At 45.7% G+C, this 15,334-nt stretch carries 14 protein-coding genes; 1 reads left to right on the forward strand and 13 read right to left on the reverse strand.

All coding sequences use genetic code 11. The features are described from left to right. Window positions 1-26: 26 nt before the first annotated feature. From thiO to murJ, 11 genes are all read right to left on the reverse strand, one after another. Entirely contained in the window at window positions 27-1,112 is a 1,086-nt protein-coding gene (thiO, locus tag ACMXYR_RS15195) for a glycine oxidase ThiO (RefSeq protein ID WP_415902246.1), read from the reverse strand. Between the two features lie 187 nt (window positions 1,113-1,299). Then, entirely contained in the window at window positions 1,300-2,934 is a 1,635-nt protein-coding gene (locus tag ACMXYR_RS15200; protein WP_415902247.1) for a type IV pilus modification PilV family protein, read from the reverse strand. A 44-nt stretch (window positions 2,935-2,978) separates the two neighbouring features. Next, window positions 2,979-4,157 carry a PilX N-terminal domain-containing pilus assembly protein gene (locus ACMXYR_RS15205; RefSeq protein WP_415902248.1) on the reverse strand — a complete coding sequence of 393 codons (1,179 nt, stop codon included), beginning with the start codon at window positions 4,155-4,157 and terminating at the stop codon, window positions 2,979-2,981. Then, window positions 4,147-4,770 carry a PilW family protein gene (locus tag ACMXYR_RS15210; protein ID WP_415902249.1) on the reverse strand — a complete coding sequence of 208 codons (624 nt, stop codon included), beginning with the start codon at window positions 4,768-4,770 and terminating at the stop codon, window positions 4,147-4,149. Before ACMXYR_RS15210 ends, ACMXYR_RS15205 begins: the two co-directional genes overlap by 11 nt. Window positions 4,771-4,808: 38 nt before the next feature. Then, window positions 4,809-5,345 (reverse strand): GspH/FimT family pseudopilin, encoded by a 537-nt coding sequence (locus ACMXYR_RS15215; protein ID WP_415886085.1) that lies wholly within the window; start codon window positions 5,343-5,345, stop codon window positions 4,809-4,811. Beyond that, window positions 5,346-5,753 (reverse strand): type IV pilin protein, encoded by a 408-nt coding sequence (locus ACMXYR_RS15220; RefSeq protein WP_415886086.1) that lies wholly within the window; start codon window positions 5,751-5,753, stop codon window positions 5,346-5,348. Window positions 5,754-6,019: 266 nt separating this feature from the next. Further along, window positions 6,020-6,448, reverse strand: a complete 429-nt coding sequence (locus tag ACMXYR_RS15225) for an FKBP-type peptidyl-prolyl cis-trans isomerase (protein WP_415902250.1) — start codon at window positions 6,446-6,448, stop codon at window positions 6,020-6,022. Then, the gene (gene lspA, locus ACMXYR_RS15230; RefSeq protein WP_415902251.1) at window positions 6,445-6,975 is read right to left on the reverse strand and encodes a signal peptidase II; all 531 of its coding nucleotides are present in this window, start codon (window positions 6,973-6,975) and stop codon (window positions 6,445-6,447) included. Before lspA ends, ACMXYR_RS15225 begins: the two co-directional genes overlap by 4 nt. Beyond that, a complete protein-coding gene (ileS, locus tag ACMXYR_RS15235) occupies window positions 6,975-9,791 on the reverse strand; it encodes an isoleucine--tRNA ligase (RefSeq protein WP_415902252.1) in 2,817 nt (938 codons plus the stop codon). Before ileS ends, lspA begins: the two co-directional genes overlap by 1 nt. Window positions 9,792-9,807: 16 nt before the next feature. After that, window positions 9,808-10,740: a bifunctional riboflavin kinase/FAD synthetase gene (gene ribF, locus ACMXYR_RS15240; protein WP_415902253.1), complete on the reverse strand. Its 933-nt coding sequence runs from the start codon at window positions 10,738-10,740 to the stop codon at window positions 9,808-9,810. Between the two features lie 104 nt (window positions 10,741-10,844). Next, window positions 10,845-12,341: a murein biosynthesis integral membrane protein MurJ gene (gene murJ / locus ACMXYR_RS15245; protein WP_415903662.1), complete on the reverse strand. Its 1,497-nt coding sequence runs from the start codon at window positions 12,339-12,341 to the stop codon at window positions 10,845-10,847. 247 nt (window positions 12,342-12,588) lie between these two features. Here murJ and rpsT point away from each other — a divergent pair, with 247 nt between their 5' ends. After that, entirely contained in the window at window positions 12,589-12,849 is a 261-nt protein-coding gene (rpsT, locus tag ACMXYR_RS15250; RefSeq protein WP_415882698.1) for a 30S ribosomal protein S20, read from the forward strand. A 65-nt stretch (window positions 12,850-12,914) separates the two neighbouring features. Here rpsT and proB read toward each other — a convergent pair whose 3' ends face one another. Next, complete coding sequence (gene proB / locus ACMXYR_RS15255; RefSeq protein WP_415902254.1) at window positions 12,915-14,039, reverse strand: glutamate 5-kinase; 1,125 nt, start codon at window positions 14,037-14,039, stop codon at window positions 12,915-12,917. Between the two features lie 47 nt (window positions 14,040-14,086). Further along, a complete protein-coding gene (gene cgtA, locus ACMXYR_RS15260; RefSeq protein WP_415882700.1) occupies window positions 14,087-15,286 on the reverse strand; it encodes an Obg family GTPase CgtA in 1,200 nt (399 codons plus the stop codon). Between the last annotated feature and the right edge of the window lie 48 nt (window positions 15,287-15,334).

Here is a 15,334-nt window from a genome sequence, read left to right on the forward strand (position 1 = left end):
TACTGCTTGCAGGCTTTATTTTTAGCTTATCGATCCATCCGGTAAGGTTCAGCAGAGATTATTGTCTCTCGTCCCAATAGGATATCGGCAAGCAGTCGAGTCGAGGCCGGCGCGAGCACCAAGCCATTTCTAAACTGACCAGCATTGATAAATAGGTTATCTAGGCCTGCCACTTCACCTATAAATGGAATACCCTCTGGCGATCCTGGCCTTAAACCTGACCAATGGTGCTCAACTTCATAGTCAGCCAACAAAGGAATAATATCCAATGCCGTTGCATGTAAGGACTTCGCTGCATCCATAGTCGTGCGTTTAGTAAAGCCGATACGTTCCATTGTACTACCCACCAGCACACGACCATCATTACGCGGAATAACGTAACGACCACCTTTCAATATGACACGGTTTACCAAACCAGGTTTGGCTTTAAACAACATCATTTGTCCGTGTACTGGCTCTACAGGTAGTTCTCTATCTAACATAGATAGCAACTCTGCACTCCATGCACCCGCAGCGATAATTACTTTATCCGCACTAAGCCTATGCTCTGCCGTTTGAACGCCAACAACTTGGCTTCCATCAATATCAAAACCTTTAACTTCTTGGTTTTCTAGCAGCGTCACTCGCGGGTTTAGAACTAAGCTTTCACGTAGGGAACGACCTAAGCGTGGGTTACGGATACTACATACTTCGGGCATCCATAAGCCTTCTTCTAAACCAGAACAAAGATTAGGCTCCTTCTGATAAAGGAAATCGGCATCGACTTTACGAAGAGGGCGATGATATTTCTGCGCCCAATCGAGAGCATTTTGCTGATCTTCCACAGAAACCATCAACATACCCTTCTGGCGCAGCTCAGGATCAAAGCCTGTCTCATCTAAAAGATCTTGCGCCAGATGGACATAACTACTCTGCGACCAAGTAGCCAGCTCTGTGACAGCATCAGGATAACGCCAAGGGTATAGGGGCGAGACAATACCACCGCCTGCCCAAGAGGACTCTTGAGCGCAAGCTTTCCGATCTAAAAGCGTTACATCAGCATTTGCTTGAGCCAGCTCTCTAGCCAGCATCATTCCGATTACACCACCACCGATTATTAAAAAGTCAGACATCTAATTTCTCAATTGTCTTACGTTACTTATAAATTTGGCTATATTGCAGAATCGAGGAAGGGACAGAAAATTTTGTCAGCATGAAAACAGTGAAAAAACAGAACATACACGGCTTAGAGATAACGAAGGGGATAAACACTCACGTCCATCCCCTACTATTGTCAAAATAGTTCTTCCCAGAGTTTAATTAAGGAGTATCAGTGACAACAAAATCCTTCCCTGATGTTATGTCAGCTGTCACAGGGCTAGAAGAGAAATCATATTCCAATGGAGCAAAGTCAAATGATGATACCCCACCAGAGACAACAGAAGGAGTTACCGTACCACTCCAAGCATAATCAACAAAGCAGCTGTAACCAAGAATTTGATCTTCCAACACTTCTAGCTCACACTGCTGCGCAAAATCTGGCAAAGGGTCAATCCCAACCTCAATTTCAGATAATAAACCCACTGCTCCTGAAGCGACCGACGATACATCCAACCGGCCCGATATTTCATAGGCTAAATTTACATAACCGAGAATCTTCTCGCCATCAGGAATAATGGCCGTGCTTGCACCAACTGTATATGTATAATCATGCGTGCTTAGGCTTGGATAATCTGCAGGGACGTTATTAGTTGCCACCAAGAAGTCATCACAAACACTATTACCTTGAGTATTAATTACTAAAAAGTGCTGGTTCAGTAGATTGCCAGATGTATTCAAAATTGATGATTGAGTGTCTTCAGTATTAGTATCAACCTCACCATACATATAGTAATAACCCAGCCCCGGAGCCGCATTCGACGCAGCTAGGTAAGGTCCAGGCCCATTAGTAGTGGTAAAGCGAACCAAACCTGATTGACCGACAATATCAGTAGATTGAATTGCTCCAGATACTGTCGCGGGATCAACACCATAATACTTATACTCACGTGGTGAGATACAAGCTCCGGGCTTATTAGAACCGGAATCATCTGGCAACAACAAAGCGATTGTACCGTACCAACCTTCACCAAACAGACAGGTGTAACCGATCTCGCTACCTACTAGATATACAGCACATCCACCTCCTTCTGAGGTTAATACATTAGGGGATGCTTTTAAGTCCGTATACGTTACGGAAACACCGCTATCCACGTATATAGAGCCCTTAATTGTAAAGATAGGGCTAGTTAAGTCGACTAGCTCTATCACTGTAACAACCTGATCGCACCCAGCATCACCATTGATGCACTCATCATCGGTAATCTTGATGCCATACTTATTGTCAGCAAGTTCGATCCAATCACCTACCGATTTACTAGCATCATGGACCTCATCAGAAGTTGTTCTAGCCGTAGCGATTGCAGAACCCGTTGGTCTCTCAAAACTACCTATATCTTCTGATGAACCGATACCGGCCTGATCATTTGAATCAAGAGACTCTTTCGGATCATTCCATACTAGACGAGAATCTAAGGATATCGAATCTGCATTTCCTGTTGCATCAGTCCACGTGACATCAACTTCTAGCAAATAATGTGTTTGAAATGATGCAGCAGCAGCTGAGGCCAATGTATAGGAAACACTATAAGCGTTATTACCCACGGTAATATTCTCAATTTCAGGATAAGATGCTAAAGCTAAACTAGCATAGCTGCTCTCCAAGATTACAACTCGCTCTTGCTCAAGCTTCTGCTCAGCTAATTTAACAGCAACAGCCCTTGCTTTTGAGTTCCCGCTTTCGGTTACCAACTCGCTTTGAAAAAGTGCAGCTCCAATCAAACCCACTGCCACGATGACAAATGCCAGCAAAGCTTCTATCAGCGTAAAGCCCTTTTCATATTGACTATGATACATTTTCACCACCTTTATCAGTCCCTCGAAAGCTTACACTGCATTGATCACCAGTCCTTCCAACTACCACGCACCACTTCCTTAGCATTAATATTATCAAGATTATCAACAACATCCTGATCATAATAAATATTGGCTGTACCACTACCCATATCTAAATCGGTTTCGGATACTATTCCACCGAAGATATCCACGGTACCAACGACTTTATCAACGTTCCTCGCGATAATAAGCCCGTAAACATCTGGTGAACCACTAATACTTAAATCCCCATCTACCACTAAAATCACAGGGTTATCTGAACTACCAATGGTCCCTCCAGTGAGCTTAGCATCACTCAAGTGTATTAATTGACCTTCAACTGTAGAAGCAGCAGCATCTTTTAGTTCATTTCCAGTCATGCTCAAACCAGCCGAAAGGACTAACTCATCAAGGGTCCGACCAAAGAAGTTTTCAACAAACTCATCACCCGTAGTGTTAGCCATATTGGTATCACCATCAATCACATCTGGGCCTGTGGTATTTTTCGTGGTGCTCTGTATATACTCGATATCGTCTATTTCATTTCCAGTCGCTGTTAGATGCCTTGAAAGATCATCAACAGTCCCATCCCATGTATCGCCGCTAAAACCCGTCCAATCTGGATCTCTGATATAAGTATCAGCAGACCCCCAAGAAGTTATGTCATCGCCGGCCCAAATATTTAAATTGGTAAAGCCATTAAAAACATTCAAATTACCTGTAGCATCAACATAACCACGCGCCACTATGGGAAGGTCAGGGGGATTAGGCACAAGCGGAACCCTGCCCACAAGGACACTTATTGATCGAGTAATCAGCCCATCGTCACTACGGCCGACAGAGTCTATCTGAATCAATGACATATCAGCATCACTACTGGCATCAGAAAGCAAAGCGGTAAACTCAACCCCACCCCCTAAACCAATCGTTGCGCCAGATACACTTAAATCGAGCACGGTGTCATTATCTTGATCCAACCCAGCTCGAGTATAAGCGATAGCGTAATCCACCCCCGCTTGCGCAGCATGAAAAGCTTGTTTCGCACGATATTCATTCGCCACTATTTTCTTTTCAGTAATTACCGTTTCAGATGTAAAAAAGGATACTCCTAAAACAATAACAACCATGACTAGAGCAAGAACAAGTGTTGCCGCCCCCTGCTGCTGGGCTCTTCGGTTTTCTAACTGATTATTTTTAATCTGCATAGAAATTATTCCGGATTTTTACCGTTTCCTGTACGGTTTTAGTCCAATCACTATCATTAACAACCGATGCAGTGATCGTTATATTTATTTCTCTAACTGAAGCAACTTCATCGGTACCTACACTTGCAGGACATACAGCGCTTGAAGCATTCACGGTACACAAAGAGCTATCAGTTAATGTCATTGCATCTACCGACATAAAGTTTTCATCGGAAAGTCTCTCCCAAGCCCCTGCAGAGCAGGATGTCATACTCGTTCCAGACGTTTTTACCCAAATTGCAGAATCTGAAAAGCGCACCCCGCTATACTCGGCTGCACTAACAATACTGTCGGCATCAGTATCATAGTTATAAAGCGCACAAGTAGAACTAACCAAGTTAAAATCATCCCCTACATCACTATAAGGAGAAGACAAACCTCCAACCTGAACCCAATGCCCCGCTCGCCTTATATCATCAGAAATTATTGAGGTAATAGCTGCTAATTCTTGGTTCAGGCGGGCACTATATACAACATCCCTACTACTTTTAAACGACACAAGAAATGTATATATAGCTCCTGATATAACGATAAGGCCCACAACTAAACCAATCATTAATTCGATCAGAGTCACACCCTTCTGCTTAGCCGGTATATTTCTTGACATCTTCATTACGGGCACCCTGCATAAAGATCCAAGGTATCTGAACACAATCTCACCCGACCAATCGTACTCAATACTATTTTTGCGTCACCATACCCTGGATAGCTCAATGTAATTGTCCCGTTGTCTATCGCTGTAGATCGTGGTGCACGAAAGCCAGTGATATCACTTGCAAAACCTGTGGAGGCTGTAATATTGGGATAGTCAGCCCCTGTAACATACCTAGTCTGTTCAGAATTAATTGTGCATAAAGCAGCAGATGCAGCAGAAGAGCAATCACATGCAGCTGTATCACTGACTCCTATACACCAATCTGTACCTCCAGTTCCTTTAAAAGCAACATAGATATCAGCGCCATTAGAAATAGACTCACTACGAGCATACTGTATATGCCCGTAAACTTTCTCTGCTGCCCCAGTTAGCTCAACCCTTTCTTGAAAGTCATTCAAACTAGGCGCCGCAAGAGAAATCAGAATTGCTAATACAGCCAGCCCGACCATCAACTCTATTAGAGTAACACCTCTATTTGCATGCAGCTTATTCATCTATCTTTCCCAACAATCCGCATCAGCAAACCCGCCGCCATAAGCTGGTCCGTTTTGAGTTATGCGAAACGAGCCACATACATCATTAGCTTGAACACCTGTCGGAGCTGCAGTGACTGTGTAAGAGCTAGCTCCTGTACTGCTAATAGTAATGTTATAAAAACCTTCCCTCGAGGTAGTTCCGTACGCTAATGATGCTCCAGTAGCATAAGCTACATTATTCGCTCTCCATTTTTCTTGCTCTAACCTGATATCAGCTAGGCTCGCCATGGCATCACCACGTCGTGTCTTCTCTATGTATGACTGGTAGGCTGGATAAGCAATTGTTGCAAGAATAGCTACAATAGCTACAACTATCATCAGTTCAATTAAAGAAAAGCCTGATTGAAGGTTTTGATTTCCTTTCATTTTTTTCATTCCTAAATACGCACCAAGTATGTAGTTCAACGATTAATAGAAAAAACTATAGTTAAGATACACAAAACATAAACTCTCATTTTGAAACGAGCAACAAGATTTGCACTAAAAAGACAACAACCGATTCTAATGTAAGACTAGTCGTTTAAGGGAACATACGCCACAAGCGATTTTATGAGGGGTCTCAAGTAAGAATAGCTTAAGATAGGACAAATACAAAAAACCCGAATTAAAAAATTCGGGTTCTTAATCTCATCTTAGCTAACCTGAAGAATCTCTACCTGAAAATCTAGCTTCTTCCCTGCCAGCGGATGATTAAAATCAACCGAAACGATCTTATCATCAAATTCGGCTATCACGCCTGGAAGCTCACCATTGCCAGCATCCGCGAATGAGATAACCAAACCTTGTTCTAACTCCATGCCTTCAAACTGACTGCGAGGGATATTCTGGACATTGCTTGGGTTACTCATCCCAAAGCCATTTTCCGGCAGAATTTTAAGGGTCTGTTTTGTCCCTTCTTCCAAACCGAACAGTGCTTTTTCAAATCCTTCCAACAAGTTACCATCACCCACCGTAAATGTTGCAGGTTCAGCTTCAAAATTGGAATCAATTATTTGACCGTCTTCCAGTTTAATTGCGAAGTGCAGCGTAACGGTTTTACCCGGACCGATCAATTTACTCATTGTAAACTCTCTTCAGATGATTTGCGCTTCCCTTCCAGAAATAACATATCCAGAATCAGAATAATCGCTCCAATCGTAATAGCGGTATCCGCAATATTAAAAGCGGGGAAGTAATAATTCTGATAATGCAGGGAGATGAAATCAATCACATACCCTTGTACCGCCCGATCATATAGATTGCCTAAAGCGCCACCCAATACGAGAGACAGTGCTAGACCTAACCACCAATAGTTACGAGGCGTACGCTTTAGCCAGATCACTAGCACAACACTCACGACCACAGCGATTGCGACAAAGAACCAACGCTGCCAGCCACCCGCTTCTGATAGGAAACTAAACGCAGCGCCTGTATTGAACAACAGCGTTAGATCGAACATTGGCAGTACAGGATTAGGATCGGCATACTTTAAATTAGTTACCGCTAAGTATTTACTACCTAAATCCAGCACAACCACCAGCAGCGAGAGCACACCCCAGATGAGGCAGCTTCGCACTGGTTGTGTTTGTTGTTCAGTGCTCTGTGTCATTAAGCAAAGCTACGGCTTTCACCGGCACCTTTAACGTTATCAACACAACGACCGCAGAGCTCAGGATCGTCTGAATCCTGACCTACATCTTCTCGGAAGTGCCAGCAACGCGGGCACTTATCAGCAGCACTTTTAACTACGCTAACCTTAAGCCCTTCAAGCTCTGTATCATTAGCATCTTGTGCATCAGCTAATGGTGCTACTGCCGCTTTTGATGTGATCAAAACGAAACGCAGCTCGTCTTCTAGTTTACCTAGTAGAGCCTGTAGAGCGTCATCGCAATACAAAGTCACTTCAGCTTCTAAGCTACCACCGATGTTGCCGTCGCTACGTTCAGTTTCTAACTGTTTATTAACCGCAGCTTTTACTGCCATTACCTGTTCCCAGTAGGCAGAATCAAATGCGCTATCCGCAGGTAGTTTGGTTAGACCCTGATACCAAGTATCCAAATGAACAGAATCTGTACGCTCACCTGCAAGCGTTGCCCAGATCTCATCAGCAGTGAAACTACAGATTGGCGCAATCCAACGAACCAACGCTTCAACAATATGATAAAGCGCAGTCTGAGCAGAACGACGCGCATGTGAATCAGTCGCTGCTGTGTATTGACGGTCTTTGATGATATCTAGGTAGAAGCCACCCATATCCTGTGAACAAAAGTGAGATACTTTCTGGAACACTTGTAGGAATTCATATTGGTTGAAGTGCTCGATTAGCTCTTCTTGCAAACGAGCTGCACGATCCACCGCCCAAGCATCCAACGCTACCATATCTTCAGGCTTAACCATGTGCTGAGCAGGATCAAAACCGCTTAGGTTAGCCAAGAAGAAACGTGCTGTGTTACGAATTCGACGGTAAGCATCCGCGGCGCGCTTCAAGATATCATCAGAACAAGTCATCTCACCGCTGTAATCAGTAGAAGCAACCCATAGACGCAAGATATCCGCGCCATATTTGTTCATTACTTCCTGAGGCGATACAACGTTACCAACCGACTTAGACATCTTGCGGCCTTGACCATCAACGGTAAAGCCGTGCGTTAGCACCTGTTTGTATGGCGCTTTGCCTTTGATAGCAATCGCAGTTTTCAAAGAAGACTGGAACCAACCACGGTGCTGATCCGAACCTTCAAGATACATATCAGCTGGGTATTCCAAGTTGTCACGCTGATCAACGACAGAATAGTGCGTCACACCAGAATCAAACCAAACATCCAAGGTATCAGTTACTTTTTCGTACTGATCAGCTTCGTCGCCCAAGACTTCAGCAGCATCAAGATCGAACCATGCATCCATACCCACTTTTTCTACACGCACAGCAACCTGTTCGATTAGTTCTGGCGTATTCGGGTGTAGTTGCTGAGTTTCTTTGTGGATAAACAGTGCAATTGGCACACCCCAAGTACGTTGACGTGATACACACCAATCAGGGCTCTGCTCAACCATCGCTTCGATACGGTTTTGCCCCCAACCTGGGAACCACTCAACACCTTTGATTGCTTCTAGGGCATCTTTCTTCAGGCCCTTCTCTTCCATGCTTACGAACCACTGAGGTGTTGCACGGTAGATCAATGGCGTTTTTGTGCGCCAGCAGTGAGGGTAGCTGTGCTGGAACTTGTGCTCCAAGACAAGCTTGTTGTTCTCCGTTAGCAGTGCAACGACTTTATCGTCCACTTTATAAACGTGTTCGCCAGCAAATACGCCTGCACCTTCACCTAGAACACCCGAAGCGTTCACTAGGTTCATTGTGCCGATACCGTATTTACGACCAACCTCAAAGTCTTCCACACCATGGTCTGGTGCTGTATGTACGGCACCTGTACCTGCATCAAGGGTTACGTGATCACCTAGGATTACAGGAACTGTACGCTCATAGAACGGGTGCTGTAGTTCAAATTTTTCTAGTGCTTGGCCCTGACAACGACCAACAATGCTGTACTCTTCAACACCGTAACGCTTCATAGCATCTTCAACTAAGCCTTCCGCTAGCAGAATACGCTCCGCACCTAAACCTAGATCTAGCTGAACAAGCACGTAGTCTAGCTCACCACCTAGAGATACCGCTTGGTTAGATGGCAGTGTCCAAGGCGTTGTTGTCCAGATAACTACCGATGCTTCGCCTTCACCTTCAAGACCCTCAAATTTCGCAAGGAAACCGTCCTGATCAACCGGAGTGAAACGTACATCGATCGCTGTAGAAGTCTTGTCCTGATATTCCACTTCAGCTTCAGCTAGGGCAGAACCACCCACAACACTCCAGTAAACTGGCTTAAAGCCTTTCACTAGGTGGCCATTTTCAACGATTTTGCCCAAAGCACGAATGATGTTGGCTTCAGTATCAAAATTCATTGTTAGGTATGGGTTATCCCAATCACCTAGAACACCTAAGCGGATAAAGTCTTTCTTCTGGCCTTCAACCTGTCGTGCAGCGTAGTCACGGCACTTCTGACGGAAGTCTTTGTGAGACAGTTTCACGCCCGCTTTGCCGTGCTTAGTCTCAACCTTATGTTCGATTGGCAGACCATGGCAGTCCCAACCCGGCACATAAGGCGCGTCAAATCCGCTCATTGTTTTGGATTTGATAATAATGTCTTTCAGAATCTTATTAACCGAGTGACCAATGTGAATATCACCGTTTGCGTATGGAGGGCCATCGTGCAAAGTGAACTTATCGCGGCCAGCACTGACTTCACGAATTTTCTGGTACAGATCCATCTTCTGCCAACCCTGTAGCATTTTCGGCTCACGCTGAGCCAAATTGCCACGCATTGGGAAAGCTGTTTCCGGAAGGTTCAATGTTGCTTTGTAATCGGTCATGGTTATAAGTTCCGAATTAACTACGAGTGCGGTCAAAGTAAGCCCGCACATCTTCAATATCTGCAAAAATTTGTTGTTTAAGCGCGTCGATTCCCGAGAATTTACGCTCATCACGAATAAACTGCTTAAACTCGACAGTTAGCAACTGTCCATAAACATCTTTATCAAAATCAAACAGGTGTGCTTCAAGCACCGGCTGCTGACCACAAACGGTTGGGCGTATACCAACGTTACATACACCCTGTGCAGTAAAGTTTGGGCCTTTAATTTCTACCGCATAGACCCCGCGCAAAGGGCAAGCATAACGATGCATACGTACATTTGCCGTTGGCACTCCGAGCTGGCGGCCCAGTTTTTGGCCATGCATCACACGACCAGAAACAGCATAAGGGCGTCCGAGTAAAACGGCAGCCGCTTCAAGATCATTCTGCTGTAACACACTGCGAATACGCGTACTGCTGACACGTTCATCAGCATTCAAAAACGTTTGTGTATTTACCACTGTAAAGTCGTGACGTTCGCCTGCATCACACAACATGTTGTAATCACCTGAACGATCACAACCAAAACGAAAATCATCGCCAACAACAAAATGCTTCACCGCTAAACCATGCAGTAATAGCTCTTGTACAAACTGCTCCGCTGTCATCGCACGTAGACGGTCGTTAAAATTTAGGCAAAGATGGCGATCGATACCCTCTGCCTGCAACAATCTGTACTTTTCGCCAAAACGGGTTAAGCGCGGTGGTGCTTTATCACCTGCAAAGAACTCTTGAGGCTGAGGCTCAAAGGTAATCACAACGGAAGGCAGGTTTAGCTCCTTCGCTTTTGCCTTTACCTGAGCAAGCACCTGTCGATGGCCTAAATGCACGCCATCAAAATTGCCGATAGTTGCGACACAACCTCGGTGTTTTTCGCGCAGGTTATGTAATCCGCGAATTAGTTCCATCAGGTACTCTTGCTACTGCCAAAAATAAACGCGGCATTATAGCTCAGATAATATCCAACCTGTACTACTGAGACCCGCTGTAAGCAACAGAATGCAAAATAAACTTAATTATGCTTCAAATGACGCACTCTCAAGCCTGCAAAAGCCAACACAACAGCATAAACAGCCCCGCCAGCAACCACCAAAATCGCCATTTGAGAGATTCGCGCCCACAGATCCATCTGTAGCCACTCGTCAACTGAACCCATCAACTGGATGATGACAATAGCCATCGCCACATTAGCCACCAACATTCGTAGTAATTGCACGACCCAACCCGAAGACCAGCTAAACACGCCCGATTTAATCAACCCATACAACAACAAACCAGCATTCATAAACGCCGACATCGCTGTCGCAGCGGCCAAACCAACATGCGCAAACGGCCCAATAAGGATCAAGTTAAACACCATATTCGCCACAGCAGCTTGAATACCGATTTTCACTGGCGTTTTGGTGTCTTGGCGAGAGAAATAGCCCGTAGCCAAAACCTTAATCAGCATAAAGGCGAGCAAACCACAGGCATAAGCACGCAAACTAGCCGCAGCCATAAAGACATCACGATCAGTTAAAGCGCCATAGTGGAACAAGGTGATCAACAACGGTTCGGCCAACACAAACAACGCTACCGCCGCCGGTATACCGATAAACATCACCATCTGCATTGCCCAATTCAAAGTAGACGAAAACGCCTCTCCAGATTGAGTTGTATGCTTACGCGACAAGCTAGGCAGAATGACCGTCGCAATGGCGATTCCAAACACACCCAAAGGAAGCTCTGCCAGGCGATCTGAGTAATACAACCAAGAGACACTGCCGGTTTGTAGAAACGACGCCAATACTGTATCCAAAAGCAGGTTGATTTGAGTAACAGACACCCCAAACAACGCCGGAACCATCAGCGTCATGATGCGGCGAACACCTGGATCATTCCATCCCCAGACGGGTTTAGGCAAAAGATGAATGCGCGCCAGAAACGGCAACTGGAAAACCAACTGCACCACCCCGGCAATCATGACACCCCAAGCCAAAGCCAAGATAGGTGGATCGAACAGCGGACTGAGAAAGATCGCAGAACAGATCAAACTGATATTAAGTAGCACAGGCGTGAACGCAGGAACAGCAAAACGCTCATAACTATTCAGAATGGAACCAGCAAACGCAGTCAACGAGATCAATAGCAGATACGGAAATGTAATCCTCAGCATCTCTGCTGCCAGTGCAAATTTCCCCTCATCCCCCATATAAAAACCTGGGGCAAACATAGCGGTTAACATGGGCGCTGCCACCACCGCCAAGACGGTGATTGCGATTAAAATACTACCGAGCGTACCCGCAACATAATTAACAAGCTGCTGCACTGCTTTTAGATCTTTTTGGGTACGATATTCAGATAGAACAGGCACGAATGCTTGAGCAAACGCCCCCTCAGCAAATAATCTGCGAAGAAAGTTCGGAATTTTAAACGCAACGAAGAAGGCATCAGCACTACCACTGGCCCCAAAATAATTGGCAACAACAACATCTCGCGCTAAACCTAGTACTCGCGAAAGCATGGTCATCACACCAACCACGGCACTTGATCGCAGTAATCCCGCTGATTTTTTTGCTTCCGTTTCCTGCTTTGACACCGCTTCCGCCTATAATTTCATGAATAACACTCAAGAGAATGGGAATATTACTGCTTCAACAAGAAAATTTCTGCAGTTTTATTGACAGATAGCTCTCAAATATGAATAATCTCGCCTCTAATTTTCGGTGTATACCAATAAGCCGATATCTTACTAACTAATTTTAAGGAGCCGGACTGTGGCAAATTCCGCAGGATCTCGTAAACGTGCTCGCCAGGCAGAGAAGCGTCGCCAGCATAACGCTAGCCTGCGTTCCATGGTACGTACCTACATCAAGAAAGTTGTTGCTGCTGTAGAAGCAGGCGAAAAAGCTGCTGCACAGGAAGCATTCCAAGCTGCACAGCCAGTTCTAGATGGTTCAGTGTCTAAAGGCATCTTCCACAAGAACAAAATCGCACGCACCAAAAGCCGTCTGAACAAGCAGATTGCTGCTCTTTAATTAGAGCCAAGCGTAAAAAAACCGGCTTATGCCGGTTTTTTTTGTGCCTAAATTTAGCCCCTCAATTAAGAGAGGACTAAATTGTCTCTATGCACCAACTCTTCTTCACCCATAAAACCAAGAATTGATTCAATTTCACCACTTGGCTTACCGATAATTTTTTGCGCATCCCCAACACCGTAGTTCACTAAACCTCGCGCTACGATACGACCAAATTCATCGCTAATGATCACCATCTCACCTCGAGAAAAGTCACCACTCACACTGCGAACACCCGCTGGCAATAAACTCTTACCGCGCTCACGCAACGCCTTAACCGCACCCGCATCAAGCATAAGATTGCCACGCGCCTGCAAATGCCCTGCTATCCACTGCTTACGCGCCACCATCGGCCCTTTTTCAGGCACCAACAATGTACCTATATCCTCCGCCTCTCTTAAACGCAGAAGAACATCGTCTTCACGACCACTCGCAATCATGGTCACAGCCCCGGAACGCGCCGCTAATTTAGCCGCACGCACTTTAGTTGCCATACCACCACGACCCAACTTACCACCACCACCCGCCATCGCCTCGAGCGCTTCTTCACCCGCTCTCGCTTCGGAAATCAAAGTCGCCTCAGGGTCATGACGAGGATCAGCCGTAAACAAACCTTTCTGGTCGGTAAGTAGGATCAGAGCATCAGCTTGGACCAAGTTAGCCACCAATGCTCCAAGCGTGTCATTATCACCAAAACGAATCTCTTTAGTGACAACCGTATCATTCTCGTTCACAACAGGAACAACACCTAACTCAAGCAACTCTTTTAAAGTCGCCTGAGCATTGAGATAACGCTTACGATTAGAGTGATCTTCATGCGTCAAAAGAATCTGAGCCGTATGAGTATTATGGCGCTGAAAGTTTGTTTCATAAGCCTGCACAAGGCCCATCTGCCCAACAGCCGCAGCCGCCTGAAGCTTAGAGACCTCATGCGGTCGCGAATCCCAACCTAGGCGAGTCATACCTTCCGCAACCGAACCCGAGGAAACCAACACAACCTCAAGACCAGACGCCTTCAGAGCAGCTATTTGATCCACCCAGCGACTGATTGCTTCAAGATCCAACCCCTGACCATCATTGGTGAGGAGCGCACTACCAATCTTTACCACCCAACGCTTTGCGCGCTTGAGCTTTTCCCTACCTACAGCCACTTAAAAACTCCTAACACCGTCTGCAGTAGCAACAATCACTTCAATTGCTATTCACGAACATATTCAACTTCAACGTCATAATCATCATCGTCAAAGTCGTCATCATCCAGATCTTCGCCCTCACGACGCGCTCGCATATCCGCACGCATCTGCTCAACACGCTCACGCGCCTCCGCATCAACCTGCTCGCGAATCTGCTGCTCTTGCTCAAGGATAGAAGGATCTTCTTCTATCGCTTCTAGACGATGATCCAAAAACGCCTGAATATCGCGCATCATGTCATCAGTGCCCTGCTGACTAAGCGCAGAGATACGATAAACCGGACCTTCCCATTGCAGCTCATCAATAACCGCCTGACAACGCGCCTCACGCTCTTCCTCAGGCACCATATCAAGCTTATTCAACACCAACCAACGCGGCTGATCCGCCAACGTAGGGCTAAACTTCTTCAGCTCACCCACCGCTACCGCTGCTGCCTGCTCAGGTGTAACATCATCCCAAGGAGCCATATCAACTAGATGCAGCAAGATACGGTTACGCGCCAAGTGCTTAAGGAAACGAATACCTAAACCTGCACCCTCAGCAGCACCTTCGATAATCCCCGGAATATCAGCAATCACAAAGCTACGATTTTGCTCAATACGAACCACACCTAAATTAGGCACCAAAGTGGTAAACGGATAATTAGCCACTTTAGGCTTGGCCGCAGATACAGCACGGATCAAAGTTGATTTACCCGCATTAGGCAAACCTAACAAACCAACGTCCGCCAGAACCTTAAGCTCCAACTTAAGGTTTCGAGTCTCACCTATTGAACCCTTGGTTGTCTGACGCGGCGCGCGGTTAACACTACTCTTGAAACGAGTGTTGCCCAAACCATGAAAACCACCTTGAGCAATTTTCTCGACCTGACCTATTTCGGTCATATCAGCAAGGATTTCATCAGTATCCGTATCGATAATCGTGGTGCCGACTGGTACTTTAAGCACCAGATCCTCACCCTTAGGCCCTGTACAATTTCGGCTCGTACCACCCTTGCCATTTTCAGACTTATAGTGACGTGTAAAACGGTAATCAATTAACGTATTCAGGTTTTCATCCGCTTCAAAAAACACCGAACCGCCATCACCGCCGTCGCCACCATCAGGACCACCTTTGGGGATATACTTTTCACGCCGAAAGCTCATACACCCATTGCCACCCTTACCGGCCTCAACCGTGATAACTGCTTCATCGACAAACTTCATGTTATCCCCCAAAAGTTAAACGTAGGAAACCTACAATTAAGCCCTGAA

The sequence above is a fragment of the Neptuniibacter sp. QD29_5 genome (assembly GCF_047778125.1).
Classification (GTDB): Bacteria; Pseudomonadota; Gammaproteobacteria; order Pseudomonadales; family Balneatricaceae; genus Neptuniibacter.

What these genes read in the sequence shown, in the direction of transcription:
- thiO (WP_415902246.1), bottom strand. Translation starts at nt 1,112, where the DNA reads ATGTCTGACTTTTTAATAATCGGTGGTGGTGTAATCGGAATGATGCTG.
- ACMXYR_RS15200 (WP_415902247.1), bottom strand. Translation starts at nt 2,934, where the DNA reads ATGTATCATAGTCAATATGAAAAGGGCTTTACGCTGATAGAAGCTTTG.
- ACMXYR_RS15205 (WP_415902248.1), bottom strand. Translation starts at nt 4,157, where the DNA reads ATGCAGATTAAAAATAATCAGTTAGAAAACCGAAGAGCCCAGCAGCAG.
- ACMXYR_RS15215 (WP_415886085.1), bottom strand. Translation starts at nt 5,345, where the DNA reads ATGAATAAGCTGCATGCAAATAGAGGTGTTACTCTAATAGAGTTGATG.
- ACMXYR_RS15220 (WP_415886086.1), bottom strand. Translation starts at nt 5,753, where the DNA reads ATGAAAGGAAATCAAAACCTTCAATCAGGCTTTTCTTTAATTGAACTG.
- ACMXYR_RS15225 (WP_415902250.1), bottom strand. Translation starts at nt 6,448, where the DNA reads ATGAGTAAATTGATCGGTCCGGGTAAAACCGTTACGCTGCACTTCGCA.
- lspA (WP_415902251.1), bottom strand. Translation starts at nt 6,975, where the DNA reads ATGACACAGAGCACTGAACAACAAACACAACCAGTGCGAAGCTGCCTC.
- ileS (WP_415902252.1), bottom strand. Translation starts at nt 9,791, where the DNA reads ATGACCGATTACAAAGCAACATTGAACCTTCCGGAAACAGCTTTCCCA.
- ribF (WP_415902253.1), bottom strand. Translation starts at nt 10,740, where the DNA reads ATGGAACTAATTCGCGGATTACATAACCTGCGCGAAAAACACCGAGGT.
- murJ (WP_415903662.1), bottom strand. Translation starts at nt 12,341, where the DNA reads ATGACCATGCTTTCGCGAGTACTAGGTTTAGCGCGAGATGTTGTTGTT.
- cgtA (WP_415882700.1), bottom strand. Translation starts at nt 15,286, where the DNA reads ATGAAGTTTGTCGATGAAGCAGTTATCACGGTTGAGGCCGGTAAGGGT.